The 17,401-nt window shown below is 70.1% G+C and carries 20 protein-coding genes and 1 pseudogene; 8 read left to right on the top strand and 13 right to left on the bottom strand.

What is annotated here, in order from left to right; translation table 11 throughout:
- Positions 1-72 precede the first annotated feature (72 nt).
- The 4 genes and pseudogenes from ACIRPX_RS43685 to ACIRPX_RS43670 all read left to right on the top strand — a co-directional run bounded on the left by ACIRPX_RS43685 (position 73) and on the right by ACIRPX_RS43670 (position 2,276).
- On the top strand, positions 73-591 hold the full coding sequence (locus ACIRPX_RS43685) for a hypothetical protein (protein ID WP_404205708.1): 519 nt from the start codon (positions 73-75) through the stop codon (positions 589-591).
- A 224-nt stretch (positions 592-815) separates the two neighbouring features.
- Positions 816-1,052: pseudogene (locus ACIRPX_RS43680) on the top strand (ATP cone domain-containing protein); the annotation flags it as partial.
- A 143-nt stretch (positions 1,053-1,195) separates the two neighbouring features.
- Positions 1,196-1,387, top strand: a complete 192-nt coding sequence (locus tag ACIRPX_RS43675; RefSeq protein WP_404205707.1) for a hypothetical protein — start codon at positions 1,196-1,198, stop codon at positions 1,385-1,387.
- 91 nt (positions 1,388-1,478) lie between these two features.
- Positions 1,479-2,276: a hypothetical protein gene (locus ACIRPX_RS43670; RefSeq protein WP_404205706.1), complete on the top strand. Its 798-nt coding sequence runs from the start codon at positions 1,479-1,481 to the stop codon at positions 2,274-2,276.
- Between the two features lie 298 nt (positions 2,277-2,574).
- On the opposite strand, the gene ACIRPX_RS43665 is transcribed toward ACIRPX_RS43670, so the two are convergent.
- The 4 genes from ACIRPX_RS43665 to ACIRPX_RS43650 all read right to left on the bottom strand — a co-directional run bounded on the left by ACIRPX_RS43665 (position 2,575) and on the right by ACIRPX_RS43650 (position 8,376).
- Positions 2,575-2,916 (bottom strand): DUF6087 family protein, encoded by a 342-nt coding sequence (locus tag ACIRPX_RS43665; RefSeq protein WP_404205705.1) that lies wholly within the window; start codon positions 2,914-2,916, stop codon positions 2,575-2,577.
- A 53-nt stretch (positions 2,917-2,969) separates the two neighbouring features.
- Positions 2,970-4,247, bottom strand: a complete 1,278-nt coding sequence (locus ACIRPX_RS43660; protein WP_404205704.1) for a DUF2637 domain-containing protein — start codon at positions 4,245-4,247, stop codon at positions 2,970-2,972.
- A 185-nt stretch (positions 4,248-4,432) separates the two neighbouring features.
- Complete coding sequence (locus ACIRPX_RS43655) at positions 4,433-7,921, bottom strand: hypothetical protein (protein WP_404205703.1); 3,489 nt, start codon at positions 7,919-7,921, stop codon at positions 4,433-4,435.
- Entirely contained in the window at positions 7,921-8,376 is a 456-nt protein-coding gene (locus ACIRPX_RS43650) for a TadE/TadG family type IV pilus assembly protein (protein WP_404205723.1), read from the bottom strand. Before ACIRPX_RS43650 ends, ACIRPX_RS43655 begins: the two co-directional genes overlap by 1 nt.
- Positions 8,377-8,507: 131 nt before the next feature.
- Between ACIRPX_RS43650 and ACIRPX_RS43645 the strand changes: the two genes are divergently transcribed.
- From ACIRPX_RS43645 to ACIRPX_RS43630, 4 genes are all read left to right on the top strand, one after another.
- Positions 8,508-8,843 carry a hypothetical protein gene (locus ACIRPX_RS43645; RefSeq protein ID WP_404205702.1) on the top strand — a complete coding sequence of 112 codons (336 nt, stop codon included), beginning with the start codon at positions 8,508-8,510 and terminating at the stop codon, positions 8,841-8,843.
- A 386-nt stretch (positions 8,844-9,229) separates the two neighbouring features.
- Entirely contained in the window at positions 9,230-9,544 is a 315-nt protein-coding gene (locus ACIRPX_RS43640) for a hypothetical protein (RefSeq protein WP_404205701.1), read from the top strand.
- A 15-nt stretch (positions 9,545-9,559) separates the two neighbouring features.
- Positions 9,560-9,811 (top strand): hypothetical protein, encoded by a 252-nt coding sequence (locus tag ACIRPX_RS43635; protein WP_404205700.1) that lies wholly within the window; start codon positions 9,560-9,562, stop codon positions 9,809-9,811.
- Positions 9,812-9,865: 54 nt separating this feature from the next.
- Entirely contained in the window at positions 9,866-10,306 is a 441-nt protein-coding gene (locus ACIRPX_RS43630) for a DUF4262 domain-containing protein (RefSeq protein WP_404205699.1), read from the top strand.
- Positions 10,307-10,487: 181 nt separating this feature from the next.
- On the opposite strand, the gene ACIRPX_RS43625 is transcribed toward ACIRPX_RS43630, so the two are convergent.
- The 9 genes from ACIRPX_RS43625 to ACIRPX_RS43585 form a co-directional block, all read right to left on the bottom strand.
- Positions 10,488-11,033: a TadE family protein gene (locus ACIRPX_RS43625; RefSeq protein ID WP_404205698.1), complete on the bottom strand. Its 546-nt coding sequence runs from the start codon at positions 11,031-11,033 to the stop codon at positions 10,488-10,490.
- Positions 11,012-11,437: a TadE family protein gene (locus ACIRPX_RS43620; protein ID WP_404205697.1), complete on the bottom strand. Its 426-nt coding sequence runs from the start codon at positions 11,435-11,437 to the stop codon at positions 11,012-11,014. The genes ACIRPX_RS43625 and ACIRPX_RS43620 overlap by 22 nt, the downstream gene beginning before the upstream one ends.
- A complete protein-coding gene (locus ACIRPX_RS43615) occupies positions 11,437-11,742 on the bottom strand; it encodes a hypothetical protein (protein ID WP_404205724.1) in 306 nt (101 codons plus the stop codon). The genes ACIRPX_RS43620 and ACIRPX_RS43615 overlap by 1 nt, the downstream gene beginning before the upstream one ends.
- Before the next feature lie 38 nt (positions 11,743-11,780).
- Positions 11,781-12,665: a type II secretion system F family protein gene (locus ACIRPX_RS43610; RefSeq protein WP_404205696.1), complete on the bottom strand. Its 885-nt coding sequence runs from the start codon at positions 12,663-12,665 to the stop codon at positions 11,781-11,783.
- Complete coding sequence (locus ACIRPX_RS43605) at positions 12,662-13,615, bottom strand: type II secretion system F family protein (RefSeq protein WP_404205695.1); 954 nt, start codon at positions 13,613-13,615, stop codon at positions 12,662-12,664. Before ACIRPX_RS43605 ends, ACIRPX_RS43610 begins: the two co-directional genes overlap by 4 nt.
- The gene (locus ACIRPX_RS43600; protein ID WP_404205694.1) at positions 13,612-15,099 is read right to left on the bottom strand and encodes a CpaF family protein; all 1,488 of its coding nucleotides are present in this window, start codon (positions 15,097-15,099) and stop codon (positions 13,612-13,614) included. The genes ACIRPX_RS43605 and ACIRPX_RS43600 overlap by 4 nt, the downstream gene beginning before the upstream one ends.
- The gene (locus ACIRPX_RS43595) at positions 15,089-15,916 is read right to left on the bottom strand and encodes a hypothetical protein (protein WP_404205693.1); all 828 of its coding nucleotides are present in this window, start codon (positions 15,914-15,916) and stop codon (positions 15,089-15,091) included. Before ACIRPX_RS43595 ends, ACIRPX_RS43600 begins: the two co-directional genes overlap by 11 nt.
- Positions 15,916-16,632 (bottom strand): SAF domain-containing protein, encoded by a 717-nt coding sequence (locus tag ACIRPX_RS43590; protein WP_404205692.1) that lies wholly within the window; start codon positions 16,630-16,632, stop codon positions 15,916-15,918. Before ACIRPX_RS43590 ends, ACIRPX_RS43595 begins: the two co-directional genes overlap by 1 nt.
- 21 nt (positions 16,633-16,653) lie before the next feature.
- Positions 16,654-17,401: ATP/GTP-binding protein (locus ACIRPX_RS43585; RefSeq protein WP_404205691.1), on the bottom strand; the 748-nt coding region annotated here is incomplete at its 5' end.

Here is a 17,401-nt window from a genome sequence, read left to right as displayed (position 1 = left end):
ACCGGACCCACCAACCTCACGCCGTCCCCGCCCCTGGCAGGGGACGGCTGCACCCTGAACGGACCCCACAGCATGATGACCAGCACCACCACGCTGGCGGCCGGCACCGGTGCCGGCACCTTCGCGGTGACCGCCGTCTCCGCCCTCATCATGGGCGCCCTCGCCACCTACACGCTCCTGCACCACAAGCGGGTCTTCGCCTGGATGCAGAAGATCCGCCGCAAGGACGAGGCGAACACCGAATTCGACAAGCTGGACGGCTGGCTTACCGACCTCTACAAGGCCCAGTGCCGCCTCGCCCAAAAGCCCAGCCGCGCCGACGACTTCGAGGACCTCTCCCAGACAGGGAACATGATCAAAGGCGTCGCCGACCACACGGAGGCCCTCCGTCCCGAACTGGCCAAAGTCGTCGCGCGGGTCGAGGAATATCTCGCCACCGCCCTGGCCGAGCCGGGCGCGGCGGTGAAGGTGAGCCTCCTGGAGCACCGCACCCAGCTCGTTAGGGCCATGAAGCAGGAGAACGCACGCAGCGAGCTGGCACGGGCCGTCATGGCCGCCCAGCAAAAGATCGCAGCGCTCCGGCGCAATTGACCACAGAAGCGCGGCAGAAGCCGCCCGGCGGCGTGCGCGAGACGGCAACCGCCTGCCTTCGCAGGCTCGCTGGTGCTCGCCGCGCCACGCACCAGACCATCCCCTCAGCGGCACCGGGTCCGTCACCACAGCCGGCAGACGCCGGTCCGGACCCAGTGCCGTGGGCGGCGCCGGCAATCCACGCGCCCTGGCGCTCCGCCAGCGGCCATCTCGAATGTGCCACTCGCAAGGTATGCCAGGGGCGACCGGTCACCCAGGACGCACTCGCCCAGCTCGGCCAGCAGGTCGAGGAGGCGGTGCCGGCTACGGGAAGCGCCGAGCTGACCACCCACGACGTGGGGCTGTCCATACTCGGCCCGTTGCAGGAGCTTGACCTCGTCGCATTTCTGCGATTCGCCTCCGTCTACCGGGCGTTCGACTCGCTCGACGACTTCGAGGCGGCCACCGCGGAGCTGCGCGAGGCGTGGCGTTGGAGCGTCGCTCCTATGAAGTCGATCTGGGGCCCGCGAAGGTAAGCCCTCACTCACGCACCTGACACTTACTCTTACCGCTGTCTAGGGTAATGGTATTCTTACGGTGGACGTTGTAAATAGAAAGAGGTACAGTGAATAAGGACATCCAACAGCTGATCAAGAAGCTGGTGAGCCAGAACTTCGTGGTCAAGCCGTTGAAGAGCAACCACTACGCGGTCTACCTCGGTACGACCTGGGTCACGAATCTGCCCTGCACGCCGTCGAGTCCGCGCACGATCAAGAACTGCAAGGCCGCTTTGAAGCGGTACGGCTTCCACGAGTAGCGCCGTGCCGGGGAGGAGGCCGCCGGGGTGGCGCCCGGCGGCTATGCCTCCCGTTCGTCAGGAACACAGAACAAGGAAGGAAGTACACCTCATGTCTCAGGCGTGGACCGTCTACGTCGAGCTGGCTGCCCGCGACACCGCCGACTCGATCATCGAGGAGCTGTGCGAGCGTCTCGCCGACTGCGATCCCGCCGTGGGCGTCGCGCCGAATGGCAATCTCTCGGCCCGGGTGTGGGTCGATACCGGCACCGCTCGGCAGGCCATCGATGTCGCCCTGAAGGAGGTCACCGCGGCGGCCAAGGCGCTCGGTATCGATCAGACCGTCATTGGAGTCGAGCTGCTCACCGAGGGGGAGCTGGACCGCCGCAACGCTGAGCCGATCGTTCCCGACCTCGGCGGAGTGTCTGAGATTGCTGAAATGCTCGGAGTCGGTAGGCAGCGCGCGGCACAGCTGACGCAGCGCGATGACTTCCCTTCGCCGGTGGCGCAGTTGAAGGCCGGACCGGTCTTCTTTAAGAGCCAGGTCCGAGGTTTTGAAGCACGCTGGGATCGCCATGGGGGACGCCCGATCAAGCCGGTTAAGCTGACTGACACGGAGCGCAGGCTGCTGGAGTACTTGGCGAAGGCTGCGGCTGCGACAGACAGCGAGCCGATTCGCGGCTGGCTCACTGAAACACCCGAGGACGACAGCGCGCACCTGACGGTCGTCTGGCACAAGGGCTCTCTGCAGGCCCGCTACGCCAGCCATCTCGAGGCAGTGCGCGATTCGCTGCGCAAGCTCTCCCGCGAACGACTGGTCTCTGTCGCCGTGCAGGGCGAGACCGATGAGGAGACCGTCGTCGACCTTGCTTTGACCTCCAAGGGCGAGCGGGTGGCCGCAATGCACTAGCACCTCAGCTCTATACGCAACGTCCACGCTATGGCCCGCTGCACCAGCAGCGGGCCATAGCGCTGTCAAGCGCGCGCAGTACTCCGCCGCAGACCGACGCGAGCTATCGTCAAGACTTGTGGCTCAGTGATCAGAACCAGTTGATTGTGTCCTTCAGGAGGCGGACCGGTATTGGTGATCGAGTTGGCGGAGGTGGTCCCGCACTCGGTGACCTGGCGACTTCGTGAATGTCTGGTTCGCTCAGCGGTGCGCGTGCATGTGCAGGCCGTACTTGCCGGCTCGTGGACTGTCCGCTTGCTCAGAGTAGATTGCGCAGACGTACTCTCTTCCTCTCGGTGATCCCGCCGGACTGGGCTTCGACATCCTGCCCGGGGCTGCGAGCGGAAGCCGGCTGCGCACGGCGCTCGGCGGCGCCATTCGAGGGCTTCAATACCGACATGGCCGTCTCCCAGTTGCAGGCGACGGCCACTGGTTCCCAGACATAGCCGTCCCAGCGGGAAATCAGGCGTGGGGTCTCCGGATCGACATGCGAACCTCTCTCAGGGCCCGCATTGAGCGTATTGAGACGCAACCTCCCCTTCTTGCGGTCCCGTTCGTCCTCGCGCCTGCGCGCCCACTGTTCGAAAGGCTCATCCCTCACTCCGCCAGCATGGAGCAGTCACAGCTCCAAAGGCCATAGCGGACCGTCTGGGGCTACTGCTCCCGGTGGGTGTGCTGGTGTGTGAGGGTGTGCCAGCGTCGTTCGAAGTCAGGGGTCAGCTGGGCGATGTGGTCGGTGGTGATGGGTTTGTTGTATTGAGCGGTGATTCCGCGGGCGGTGCATTCTTTTGCGATGGTTTGTGGAGTGGGTGTGGTGTTGTGCTGCCGGTGCTGGGCCCAGAGGTGGTAGATGCGGAAGGGCAGGAGGTAGCGGCGCAGGGTGGCGGGGCTGACGGGTTGGCCGCCGCGGCCGTGTATGTCCTTGGTGGCCAGGTGCGCGGAGAGCTGTTCGGCCATGCGGGTTGAGGTGCGTGTCTCGTCACCGTGCTCGGACTGGAGTTCGCTCCAGGCGAGGTAGTAGCGGTCGACGGTGGTGAGGGCGGCCGGTGGTTCTCCGACGGCGTCTTGGTCCGGGCCCGTGTGCTGGAGGGCCGGTTTCACGGGAACGTCGTGTTGTTCTCTCCCCGGCTGCGTCGGCGCAGCCTGGCGTGGCGTCGGTGCCCCGTTGACTTCCCTGTCTGGAGCGGGTGCGCCGGCATGCTGCGCTGGTTCAGCGGCAGTGTGGGGTGGTGGTGTGGACGCGATGCTGTCGACCGTGGGTTGGGGTGTCTTGGTGCCCGTGGCGGTCAGGCCCGAGGGGGCGGTCTCCGTCAGCGGGACGCCGTAGCGGGCCAGTCGTAGGGGCATCAGGGACTCCACCGGGGCCTTGCGGCGCCAGGCGCGGCCGAAGCGGGAGCGCAGCCGGGCCTGGTAGACCAGCCGCTCCTGCTCCAGCTTGATCACCTGCTCGTAGGAGCGCAGCTCCCACAGCTTCATGCGCCGCCACAGCAGGAGGGTCGGGAGGGGCGAGAGCAGCCAGCGGGTGAGGCGCACGCCCTCCATGTGCTGGTCGGCCGTGATGTCGGCGATGCGGCCGATGGCGTGCCGGGCGGCCTCGACCAAGGCCACGAAGAGGATCGGGATCACTGCGTGCATGCCGACGCCCAGCGGGTCGGGCCAGGCGGCGGCGCCGTTGAAGGCGATCGTCGCCGCGGTCAGCAGCCAGGCCGTCTGGCGCAGCAGTGGGAGGGGGATGCGGATCCAGGTGAGCAGGAGGTCGAGGGCCAGCAGGACGCAGATGCCGGCGTCGATGCCGATCGGGAAGACGTAGGAGAAGGTGCCGAAGCCCTGTCTGTGGGCCAACTCGCGTACCGCCGCGTAGGAGCCGGCGAAGCCGATGCCGGCGATGATCATGGCGCCGCATGTGATGACGCCGATGAGGATCCGGTGCATGCGGAGCAGTTGGGTTCGGGTGTGGGCCTGGCCCGGTGGCGAGTGCGAGTGAGCCGCCGCCAGGCCGTCTTCGGTGGCGGTGGCCTTGGCGGCAGTCGGGTGGTGGTCCGGTGGAGCCGGTGGCAGCAGTGGGCGAGGTGCCGCGTGGCCGGGGTGCAGGCGGGTGGGTGCGGCCGTGCGTGGGGTCATCGGTGTGGTGCCCTGTCCCGTGAGGTGGAATCCAGGAGTTCGTTGATGAGTTGTTCGGTCTCCGGTTCCAGACAGCAGTCCAGGGCGCGGTTGACGTGTTGCACGCGGGTGATGGCGGTGTGCAGGCCGGAGCGGTTGTCGCGGGCGGCTTCGAGACGCATCCAGTCCCGGTACAACAGCTCGGCCGTGTCGTCGACTTCGAGGCCGGTGGCGACGGCCTGGCGTGCGGCGTTGAGGTCGTGGTGGGGGCCTGCGGGGATGCGGTGGGTGGCCACGGTGTGCGCGGTGTCGATGATCCGGGTGAGGATTTCCTGTTGGTGGGGTTCGGCCCAGGGCAGGGGGCGGCCGCCGAACGGCTTGCCCCGCACCAGCGTGAGGGCCGTTTCCAGGTCGGCCAGGCCGGCCGGGCCCAGTGGCAGTGCGTGCTCGACGAGGTGGAGGAAGCGGGTCCAGTCGCAGCGCACGCCGGGCGCGAGCCGGTAGGGGTCTTCGCCTGTTTTGCGGCGCGGTACGTAGAGGGTGCCGGACGGGTCGCTGCCCAGGCAGCTGCGCAGGCCCTGCATCCGTGCGTTGAGGGTGCTGGTCGACCAGGGGCTTGCGGGGTCCATGGCGGCGCACAGCACGTCGGCGCTGCGTCCGGGACGGAAGTACAGCAGGGCGGCCAGCTGGGCCATCCGCGGGCCGTGTCCGGTGCTGCCCACGCCGGTCACCTCGACCGGTCCCAGGACCTGGATCTCCGGGGCGTGCGGGTCCTGTGCCTGGCAGTTCTTCGTTCCCGTTTCTGTCTCCGGCTGTGTGGGTTCGTGTGTTGGGGGTGTGGGGCCCTCGTCCTGCGTGGCGTCCGCCGGATGGGTGGGGCCGGCAGACGCCGGGGCGGCCGGGGCCGGGGCCGGCGCTGCGGAAATGCCGGGGTGGGTCGCGTCGTCGGGCAGGGGCGGCGCGGCAGTGGGGGAGAGGAGAGGGGGCGCGGATGGATCGGCGTGGGCGGCGAGCAGGGCCGGGAAGACGGCGCTGTTCGTATCCGTGGCGCCCGCTGGCGGCGGGGGTGAGGCGGCCGGGGTGCGCGGGGTTGGTTCCTGCGGTCCTGTCTGCGGGGGCTGCGTGGTGCTGTCGGGCTCGTCCGGGACGTCCTGCCAGGGCCCTTGTGCGGGGTGGGGCGGCTGCCCGGACACCTTCAGCGCGGTGGTGATCTGCAGGTAGGCGGCGTGTTCGAGGCGCTGCAACAGGATGTCGGTGCCGGCGTGGTCGAGGTGTTGGGGTTGGCTGAGGGAGGCGTTGAGGATGGCCGCGTCGGGGAAGTGGGCAGCTGCCGTACTCGCCGGTGCGATCAGGGTGACGGGCACCGTGCCGGCCCGGTCGATGATGTCGGCGAGCTGCCAGGCGGTGTCCTCGTCCAGAGTGGACGCGCACAGCAGCAGGTAGGGCTGGTGTGGGGTGTCGGGGATCTGGTGGGCTTCCAGCAGGCGTTCGCTTAGATCGCGCAGGGCGTGCGCAGGCTGGCGCATATGGGCGATGCGGGCGGTGGGCAGCAGGTGCGGCAGGTCCTGGCCGAATCCCACGGTCACGACTTCCGTATCGGCTGCCCAGGGGCTCATGGCGAGTTCCAGGGCGAGTGCGGTGCACACTTCGGTGATGTGGACCGGGCTGCCGTCCAGCAGCAGTGCGGGCAGCTGCGTGAGGTTGAGGAGGACCAGGTCGGCTGCCGCGGTGTGGCCGATGGTGACCAGCCCCGGATACGGCGCCGGTAGGGCGCGGGCGGTCTCGTCGCCCAGGAGGGCGGCGTCGGCGGGCAGGTCCCACCAGCCGCCTGGCCCTGCGGTGAATGGTGTTACGGGTGTGTGGGCGAGGTCCTCGGGCAGTACCTGGACCGTGCGGCTGCCGATCCGGGCGGCCCGCAGCGGCGGCAGCACCGTGTCCTCTTCCTGGGGCACGTGGTGGGCCAGGGTGCGCAGCGCCGCGTCCAGGCGGGCGGCGCCGCCGTTGTCGGCGGTGGCCGCCAACTGGGCCTCTGCCGGGGAGCTTTCCGACGCGATGGCGATGGTCTCGCCGGGCCGGCGGCGGCGGCGCTGCAGGGTCCGGCGCAGCGCGAGGGCTGCGGTGATGGCGGCGGCCAGCAGGGCGCCGGCGCCGAGCACGATGCGCAGGTTCAGGGGGCTGCCGGCCGGTGTGGTGGCGGGGGCCTCGGGTGCGGGAAAGGGGGCGGGGGCTGCGGCACTGGAGGGCTGCGCCGACGCCGGCGGGGTGGCGGCAGCGGACGAAGCATGGGCGCTGGGCTCGGCCGGCGTAGATGCTGCCGCGGGCGCAGAGGACTGATCGTCCTGGCCGGGCTGCCCGGCCGGGCGGCTCGTGTGTGCGCGGGGCGGCGACGGCTGCGGTGCCGGCGCCTGGGTCTGACGGGGTGCCGGGGCCTGGGTATCCCCGGTGTCGCCGCCCGGGCTTTGCCGGCCGCCGGGACTCTGGTGGGCGGGGGGAGTGGTGTGCCGGCTGCCCGATTCCTCGCCCGGGCCGCGCTCTGGGGGCGGCTGACGGGACGGGGCACCGGGCACGTTGACCTGCTGTCCCGGGCGGATGACGTCGGGGTCGTGAATCTTGGGCAAGCCGTGCGGCTGTGGCTCGCCCTTGCTGGCCTTGAACAGTGCGGGCCACTGGTTGCCGTCGCCCAACTCCCGCTCCGCGATCTTCGACAGGTAGTCGCCGGTGCGGACCGTGACGACGTGAGGGCCCGGGGCGTCGGCCGCCGGGGCGCTCTGCGTTTCGTGGGCGGTGGTGCCGTCCGTCGCCGCGGCGGTGTCAGGCATCCGAAGCTGCCAGCCGGGCTGCAGAAAGCTGTTCGCGTGGAAGACCGTGCCATCGGCCATGGTCCGGCCCTCGTTGAGGTCGGCGATCTCCCGCCACCGCTCGCCGTCGCCCAACTCCCGCTCCGCGATGCCCCACAAGCTCTGGGCCGGACGCACCTCGCGCACCGTGTACGTGGTGCGGGAGGCCGGTGTGCTCGCCGCGGCCGGCGGAGCTTGTTCGGTCACGTCGGCCTGCGGGGCTGGGCCCTGCCCGGGGATGCGGGCGGCCGTGGTGGCGGGTGCGGCCTGGGCATCAACGGCCAGCGCCGAGCTGGCGGGCAGCAGCACCAGAATGCTGCCGATCAGGAGAGCCGCTGCGCGCTGTGCGGCTCCCAGCCCGCGCGGGGCCTGCCAGGTCCGCCCGCGCAGTTGCGCGACCAGCTCGCGTACGGTGCAGAACGTGAACTGCGCCCACCCGATCCACCCCACGCAGGCGAGCAGCAGCACAAACACGCTGCCGGTGTCCTGCCGGTCCAGCAGGTGCCGGGCGTCGTCGTGGGTGGCGGCCCAGATGGCCGGGGTCGCCCAGGCCAGCAGCAGCGGCAGCCCGGCGATGGCGGCCGCCAGGACGAGCAGACTGAAGCCGGCTGCCAGGACCTGGGCCGGGGTGCGGGTGGCGGCTTTGGCGGGGGAGGGCGTGGTGCGCATCAGCTTCCTTCATCGGGCGTGGTGACGCCGTGCAGGAGGGTGGCCGTGGCGTGGCCGGTCACCGGCAGTGAGCCGATCCCCGCCACCGACAGGAACGTGGTGTGGCAGGAACCGGTGACCGTGACGGTGAGCCGCTTGCTGTCGCCGGAGACGCTGACCGTGCCGGTGGCGCCGGCGGCGCGCAGGTAGGCCTGGGCCGCGGCGGCCGCGGCTTGGGGGTCGACGACGATGGCTCTTCCGCTGATCGCGTCGGCGGGATCGATGGCCTGCCCGCCGGCCCGCGCGGCTTCGCCGGCGAGGTAGTCGGCGCGTTCGGTGGCGCGCATCGTGCTTCCGCCGTCGACGGCGACGCCGATGATGCCCAGCAGCGCGATGACGCACACCGCGACGAACACGGTGACGCCGCCCCGGTCGTCCAGCTGCACTCGCTCCAGGCGTATCTGACGGAAGGTCATCATTCATCCCCGTGGTGTCGGATAGGGCCGCGGGCGAGAGGGCGGCCGCGGTTGCCGCTCGTGCGGGGCCGGCGGTCACAAGGCTTGACCCGCCGGGGCACGCCCCGGCGCCTCTCGCGGACAATGGCGCCATGACGCGCTGGTTTTGCAGCTATTGGGCCGAGGAAGAGGCCTGGTTCTACTTCGAAGCCGACGCCGAGGGCTGGGTCACCCGCCAGGTGGAGCTGCGCGGACCGCTTGAAAAGCCCGTCGCTGCGGCCTCGTTGGCCGAATGGGAAGCCGCCCGGCAGGCCGGAACCCTTGCCGACTACGAGGCAACCTTCGGTGCCACCGCCGAGGTTCCCGTCCCCGAGTGGGAGGGCCACGAGCCTCACGAGCTGACCGCCGCCGCGTTCGAGACCGTCTGGCGCACCGCACGGGCCGCCTGCCAGGCACGAGCCCGGGTGCGCGCGCTGCGCGAAGCGTGAACCCGCACAAGCTGGCCTGCTCACCGCGCGCCACCCCCACTTCGGTGTGTGCTCCAGGGCCTTTCGGTCTGCACGGACCCGAGGGTCCGTGTCGGAAAAGTCGTTTCGGCAGCCGCCGCCGTTGCAGGCCGCGCTCTTCCGCAGTCCAGGGCCTCACCCCCATGGAGTGGGGTTTCTGAAGCATCTCCACGAATCACGCAGATCTTCCGACCTTCCTGAAGCACCGGCTCTCCTGGTGAACCGCAGCGGTTACGACGCTGGCGACCGTGCGGAATATCGCCTCGCCGCGGGTCGTGAGATCGGTGGCTGAGGAAGAGAACTTCGCGTAGGAAATCGTTGATCAGTACGCGTTGATCCTGGCTGCGACGAGGCCAGGGGAAGGCACGGTGGAGTTCAACTGCCGTGCGGCCGCGGACTTTGTACGCCCCGGCGAGCGACGGCTGTGGGCGGTCGGGGAGGAAGATGCCGACAGGTACCTGGTGAGGCTGCATCAGGATCGGTGCTGCAAACCGTCGACGGTGCAGGGCTACGCGGGCGCCATTGCTCGCTTCTGCGATTTCATGACCAGCCGCTATGAAGGCGGCATCCACGTATTGACGGGCTGCGCGGTGATGTGGCCGATCGATGACTTCAACCGGCCGGTCAAGGTCAACTACCCGAGTGCGCGGGTACCACCTGGCCGTGTGGAGGTTGCTGCCTGACCCAACAGCGCCAACGTGCATCTGTTCATCAATCGTCGCAGCGCCGTGGAAACCCGCAACGTCGGCATCCGCTGGATCAAGCTGCTGCTCGGCCCCGGCGTCAGATGTCGTTCGATCCGCGAAGACCGCATCCTCGCCGAAGCCATGGCAAGCCGGGGAGATGCCATGCGTCTGCACGGCATGGTCGGCCTGTCCATCAACCCCAGCCTCCATTACAAAGATGCCGTCGACCACCCGGGCTTCGCCGACGCCACTCCGTCGAAGTGACCACGTCCCCTCCCGCCGAGCTTGCGGCCAGCCCGCTCCCGTAGCCTCACGGCTATGTCCACCGGTCACAGCGCCTGCCACTGCGTCGTCTGTCAGGACATCGACGGACTGGATCCCCGCACCCAGTCGACCGTCGACACCATCCATCAGCACGGCTGGCAGGTCATGATGATCCCCGCCGACGACTTGGGACCGGGCTGGGCGTACACCATCGGCCTGTGGCACCAGCACCGGATACCTGAGCTGGCGGTGTTCGGCCTGGACATCTCGCGCATGCAGACACTCCTCAACGGCCTCGCCCGACGGGCTGTCGAGGGACAACGCTGGGAAGCCGACCAGGAGCTGTACGACATCGCGAACGTCCCAGTCGTCCTCAAGGGCGTCGACTACCGCTGGTACAAGGCGTTCTTCGGCACCGCGATCGGCTACTACCGCAAGCCGCCGTTCCCTTTCCTCCAGGCCATCTGGCCCAATCGCAACGGAGCCTTCCCCTGACAGCCCGGAGCAGAAGATCTCCTCAACCGCCAACCCCAGCTGTCGCTGCACCCCGACGAACACCCCGTCGGGGTCTGGACCCAGGATCTGTGAGAAGACTCCGCCACTGGAAACGACACCCGCTGTCTGGATGCCAGGCCGTGCCCGAAGGGGGGAGGACGGAGTTCGCGAACCCAAGCAGTCAGTCATCATCCTCACGTCCTTCGGCGACTGAGTTCCGCAACGAAGACACGCCGGAATCGGTGAGCCCAAGAACTCTCTGCCGATAGGGGTCCACCACGGAGGTGGCCGTCGCGGTGAGGGTCTTGGCGCCGGGCACGCCCGGAAGCAGGAGGTCGGACAGGTTGACGATGCAGGTCACGCGCACGCGGACGGTGCCGACCTGCCCCACCGGCACGCTCAGACCGCTGGTGTTGATGGCGACGGTTGTCGACGCGCACTGGATGCCCTGGTCGTTGAGGGACTCGGCGGCTGCCGCCCGTGCGGCGCTCTGGGCGGCCTCGGCGGTGCGGTGGAGGGAGGCTTCCCTGGCCGCGTCCTCGGCCGCGGCGTCGATCTTCGAGCCGGAGGTGACGATCCGGCCGCCCGCGAGCGCCAGGCACAGAAACATGAGCAACGCGGGGAGGATGATCGCCGCCTCGATCGCGGCGCTGCCCTGATCGCTGTGCGGTCTGCGGACGCCACAGGCGTTGGATTGCACGCGTGTCACCCTCCCGGGACGGTCCATCTCTCCACGCCGCCGGAGGCGCGCTGCGTGATGTGCAGGCCCGGCACACCCGGGATCATGGAGAGGGCCGTGCCGTCCACCTCCACCTGCACGCGCTGCCCGTTGCTGCTGGCCAAGACGCGGTAGCCGCGCAGGCTGTCACCGGCGGTGCGGGCCAGCACGGTGCGGGCCCGCACCGCGCCGTTGGCCGGGCTTGCCTGGTAGGTGCGGGCGGCGGTGGCGCCTTCGCGGGCTGCGGTCAGGGCGATCTGCCGGGCGTAGTACCACAGGGAGGCCTGGATGACGGCGAGGGTGGCGAGCAGCACGAACGGGAAGACGATCGCCATCTGGATGCTGGTGTCGCCGCGGTCGTCGCGCCACCGGTGCCCCCTCCACCATGCTGTGAGCCGTGCGGGGGCGGGCATCACAGGCCGGCGAGCTTGCCGTTGTACTTGGCGATCACCACGGCGATGGTCCCGGCGATCAGGACGGCGCCGGTGACGGCGGCCACCCAGATGATGACAGTCGTGGTGGAGATGTCGCCGCGGTCCGGACGGCGGGCGGCCTCCTCAAGTCCCGCCTGGATGCGCGTGGTGAAGCGGGCGAACGTCCCGTGTGCGCGGGGTAAGGCACGCGCCCCCCGGCGGCCTCGCCGGGGTGTGCGGGACGGAGCGTGCGAGGGTGCGGTCGCCCGGGGCCCGGGATGGGTGCGGGCTGCGGTGTGCTTCATCTTCTGGTGCCTCTCACAGGAGTTGAGTTGAGGGAGGGTCAGACGGTCAGCATGCGGATGACGGCGGGGAAGGCCATGAGCAGCATCACCAGCACCGCCAGGAGGGCTCCGGGCGCGGTCATCTTCTCGCTGGCCGTGTTCGCCTCAGCGGCCTGGGCGGCCAGCAGTTCGGTGTTGAGGGCGGCGGTGCGGGCCCGCAGGGCCTGGTAGACGGCGGCGCCATCGGTCGCCGAGCCGCGCATGATGTCGGCGACATCGGTCAGGACGGGCAGTTCGTAGGCGTGAGCGAGGTCGGTGAGCGCCTGGTACGGAGGAATCTTCTCCAGCCGGGCTCGGCGCAGGGCACCCTGCAGGTAGAGGAAGGGCCAGCCCTCGCCGACCTGGGCTGCCTTCTCCAGGGCCTCGGCGGGGCCGGCGTCGGCGGCCCGCTTGAGCGCGACCAGGTCGAGGTAGGCGGACAGGGCGTGTGCGAACTCCTCCCGGGCCCGCCTTGCCTGGTCCCTGATCGCGAGGTCGGGGGTGACGAACAGCAGGCCGGCGACGAGGAGTCCGGCACCGGCAGGCACATAGAACGGCAGACCCACCCCGGCGATGATCCACGGGATCGTGGCGATGACCGGGCACAGCAGGCCCAGCGCGGCGAGCGCGGTCTTCTTCAGCATGAACTGGCCCGACCCCTGGCCGAGCAGGGCCAGGTCCACGGCCGGGACCCGTACCCCGGGCAGGTGCCCGAGGCGGGCCAGCAGCCACCTGCCCCAGACCTCCTCGCGGTCCAGTTGCGGCGCGGGCAGCGCCCAGGCCGCCGGCGCCGTGCGGGCCAGCGCCGGCCCCAACGCGGGCTGCGCCTTAAGGAGTTCACGGATCAGCAGGGCGGCGCCGGCGCCGATGGCACCGCCGCTCAGCACGACGGGGAGCAGGTTCATGTGCGGGCTCCTTCCGGATCCCGGGCGGCGGCCGGCCCGCCTGGTGCGGGGCCGGGCGCGGGGAGGCGGACGGTGCTGGCCGGGTCGGCAATGAGGAAGCGGGGGATGCGGCGGAAGCTGCCGAGCTGCCGCATCAGGGCGAGCACGCCGATGAACCCGGCCGTCAGGAAGGCGAGCACGAGCTGCCCGAGGAGGGTGGAGTAGGGGCTGGTGTAGGACGGCACGAAGAACCCGGCCACCACGACACCCACCGTGATAAAGGTCATCCACCGCACCGTGGTGCGGGGCTTGGCCCGGTCCGCCTCGATGGCGCGCCGCTTGGCGACCTCCTCACGAACGGTGCCCGCCAGGTCCTCCAGCGCCTGCGCCAGACCCGGGCCGCGATCACCCGCCGACAGCAGCAGCGCGGCGACCACCTTGTCCGCGGTGACATCGTCCAGTTCGGCGGCGAACGCCCGCAGCGCCCCCTCCGGCCGCCAGCCCAGCCGCAGCCGGTCGGACAGGTTGACGATCTGACCGGACAGCTCGTCCGGCGCCCCCCGACGGCTGGTGATCATGGCCTGTTCCAGGCCCATGCCCAGCCGCAGCAGACCCGCCAGGCGCTGCGTCCACTCACTCAAGCCCTCCAGCCGGCCGATACGTTCCTGCACCGGCTGCGCCGGGGCGATCAGCCAGGGCACACCGACGACGGCCGCACCGAGCAGCGCCCCGCCGACGAAGTTCCCCGAGACAAGCCACACGCCCGCGCACACCACGACGGCCCCTGCGGCGAGGGTCCGCCGCCGCAGCCGGACGTCCTCGCTCTGGCTCTTCTTCCCCTGCACGGCCGCCTGCCAGCGCCGGAGCAGCGGTCTGCGGCGCGGGAGCGGGCTGCCCACCAGCCCCGCCACGACACCGATCAGCCCGCCGGCCACGGCCATGCCGCACAGCACACCCCACAGCAAGATCACCGGCCCGCCCCCACCTTCAGCGGCAGCGGCGCCGGCCACGCCCCGTACGGCTCCTGCAGCAGAGCCGAGTCGAAACCGACACGCCGCAGGTCATCGATGCAGCCCGGCTCCATCCGCGGCACCGCCCGCAGCTCCCCCCACGCGTGGCCGGGGGAGAACACCTCGTTCGTGGCGGGCCGGCCACTCTCACCGATCCCGGTCAGCTCCAGCACGTGGGAGACATAGCGGTGGCGGCGGCCGCCGATCTGCGTCTCATCGGTCATGTCGACGTAGACGATGAAGTCCAGGCCGTTGGCGGTCTGCCGGTAGGCGAGCTGCTCGGACAGGTTGCCCTGGGCGAGCGCGTACAGCTCGGCGATCCGGTCGAAGACGATGTCCGGACGACGCGCGTGGATGGTGCACAGGTTGCCGCCCGAGCCGTTCGTCAACGCCTGCATCATCGCCACGACTTCAGGACCGCGGACCTCACCGACCACGATCCGCTCCAGCGACATCCGCAAAGCAGGATGCATCAGATCCAGCAGCGTGACCTCACCCGCGCCGCGCCCGGCGGCATCCTTCTCCCCGTTGGACTCCCGCCCGATGAGGGAGACGACCTGGCGGTGGTAGCCGCCGGTGTGGGCGAACAGCTCGTCCTCGGTCTGGATGGTGGCGAACCGGCACTCCGGATCGAACTCGGTGAGCATCGCCCGCAGCAGCGTGGTCTTCCCGGCCTTCTGCTTCCCCGCGATCATGATGTTCTTCCCGGCGCGCACGCAGGCGCCGAGGAACTCCCGCAGGACCGCGTCGATCGTGCCCAGCCGCACCAGATCATCGAGAGTGGCATGGGAGACGCGGTGGCGGCGGATGACCGCATACGTCATCGGCCCCAGCCCGGTGATGGCCTGCAGACGGGAGCCGTCCGTAAGGGACAGGGCGAGGGTGGGGTTCGCGGTGGAGATGGTGCGCTCGCTGTGCCCGGAGCCGCGGGCCAACTCCCGCAGCAGCTCCAGCAGTTCCTCCTCGGAGTCCGCGACCGGGCCGACCCGGCGGCGCTCGCCGTCGCCGTAGTCCAGCCACACCTCGTGCGGGCCCTGGATGATGATGTCCTCGACCCGCTCGTCATCCAGGTACGGCTGCAGCCGGCCGGCCCGAAACAGCAGGTCATACACGGCGCGCCGCAGCGCCCCGTCCTCCTGCGGCGACATCGCCTGGGCGTCCGACCACAGCGCGACGGCCTCGGCAATCCAGTGCAGGCAGCGCTGCTCCTCACTCGCCCGGTCCATGCCGGGCTTGGTCTTGAGCAGCTCCTCCCGCTGCCGGGCGACCTGGGAGGCAATGTCCCGAGCCGCCCGGTAGTCGACAGCCACCCCAGGCACCGCCGTGCCCAGCGCCTGGGTGCTCGAGGCAGCACCGACCGCTGCCGGCGCGCCGCGGGCGGGGCGCGTTTGCTCCTGGGGCAGCGGTGCCACGGTGGGGTCGGGGTGCAAAGGCCTAGCGTGCACGCGTCACCTCCCCGCCCGCCGTACGCACCACGCGCGGATCGAGGCGGGCCTGGCGCAGGGCGGCCCGCTGCACCAGCAGCGTGCTGCTGGTACGGGCGGCCTTCATCAACGGAGACCTGGCGAACCGACGGGACTGCTCGGCACCGTCGGACAGCACGCGCGCGTCCTGCGGCACATACGGCAGGGTGGCGACCACCGGCACCCGCAGCACGCGCTGCACCTCACCCGCGGGATACGGACCCTCGTCGATCAGCAGCACGCCGACATCCCCCACGCGCTCCTCCAGCGCGCGCACCCGGCCCTCGGCCGCCTGCAGACAGCGCAAGGTATTACGGACCACCACCAAGGTCGCATCGGCCTGCTCGGCCAGCACCCCGCAGGGCCCGTACGCCCCACGGCGGCCGAGGTCGACCAGGACATCGTGGCCGCTCTCGGCCTCGATGCCACGGAACATCTGCGCAAGCATCTTCCACACCTGACCGAGACTCGCCGACTGCGCAGGAGCGGTGAGACCGGGCAGCAACAGCCGATCCCGCGGCGACTCCCGCTCGCCACCCTCACCGCTCACATCGATCAACTGCCGCCAGAACGCCTCACTGAACTCGCCCTTGCGAGCAGCAACCGACAGGTTACGCAGCCCGTACCGGTCGCCCAGCGTGCCCTGCAACAACCCGTGCAACACCGCCCCACCGTCCGGGTCACACTCCGCCAAGATCATGCGCCGGCCCGCCTCCAGCGGCCACGACAGCAGCAGCGCAAGAGCACTCGTGGTCACCCCCGGCGCGCCGCTGCACCCGGCAAACGCGATCACCCCCATCAGCTGCCATCCGGAGCAGCGAGGACCAGACGCAGCGTGCCGGCCGCCTCCCACGCGGCGGCCGTAGGGCCATCGGCCACGGCAGTGGCCACATCCACGACCACGACCCCCGTGCCAGGAGCAGCACCGGACGCCTTCACCACCCGACCCTCCACCGTCCGCGGCGCGCCACCAGACCCCCCACCCCCGCCCGCGCCCGTGTCCGTGGCGCCCTGCGCCGGGACGTGCACCAGTTCGACCTTCTGGCCCGGCACCAGCGCAGTCGCCGGGATCTGCTTGGGCTCCAGACCGATCGGCACCAGCTGTTCACCAGCCTTCACCAGCGCGTCCTTCGTTACCTGCGAGGGGGCGAGCAGGGAACCAGGCTTGAGCTCAACCGCAGCACGCTTGCCCACCACGGACTTCAGGTCATCAACACGCACCGCCTTGACGTCGGCGTCCAGCGCAACGGACGCCCTGCCAAGATCACGCGCGGTGAGAACCTGCCCGACCTCGACATCACGGACCACCGTCACCACATCGGTGCGGTCGCCGACCTGGAACAACAACACGGCAACCCCCGCGCCACCAGCAGCGATCAGCGCCAAAGACAGGGCAATGACACCCGGTCGTCGCCTGCGCGCCGACACCCGGGGCGGCGCCACCGGCCCGGCCACACGTCCCTGCACGGAGGGCCCGTTCGGAGCTGCATCGATACGTTCTTGGGTCTTGCTCACCGTTCCGTCCTTCCGGCGGCGTTACCTGACGACCTGGATCTCGCCGATCGCCACCTGCATCTGGGACTGCTGAGTCTGGGTGAGCTGGCCGGTCTGCCCGCCGCCGCCAGCCGTGACCACCCAGTTGATCGACCACGTCGACGTCGCGGTCACCTGATACTTGCCACCGGAGGCGGCAGCCGACGTCGTGGCGTACACATGACCGCAAGTCGGGGACTCCGCCATGCCGGCAGAAGCCTGGTAGACCGAGCCAGGGCCGTGACACGTCACGGTGACACCGTCGCCCGTCCGCCAGACGATCTGAGAGACCCTGGCCGTGGCCGTCACGGTGACCGCGCCGGCGGACGCCGACGCGGACTGGGGCCCGTACGTGGTCGCACCCTGGTTGACCCACATCCACATCGGTACGCCCACGGTGTACTTCCCGGCCGCCCGCGGGCTGGCGATGTCCGGCCCCAGCAGCCGCATCTTCTTCACGGCCTCCCGCGCCAGCACCTCCGGGTCGACGGCAGCTGCACCGTTGGGTGGTTGGGCGAACCATTGCGAGGCCATGTTCGGGTTGTCAGGGCAGTACGCGTCATACACGGCCCCATCCGTGGGATCGTGCCCCTCCCATCGGGGATCGCCCGCCGGAGGCTGAGGGGCAGCCTTCTTGAAGTAGCAGTTGCGGCCGTTACTCAGGTTGAATCGGTGATGTCCGGGCTGTGGTGACGGGTCGTGATCCCTGCGGTACGACGTCTTCATGCGGTATGCGCAAGGGGGCGGGCTG

It is taken from the genome of Streptomyces sp. NPDC101225 (assembly GCF_044767585.1).
In the GTDB taxonomy this organism is placed as follows: domain Bacteria; phylum Actinomycetota; class Actinomycetes; order Streptomycetales; family Streptomycetaceae; genus Streptomyces.
This window is presented reverse-complemented; position numbering and strand designations above follow the sequence as displayed.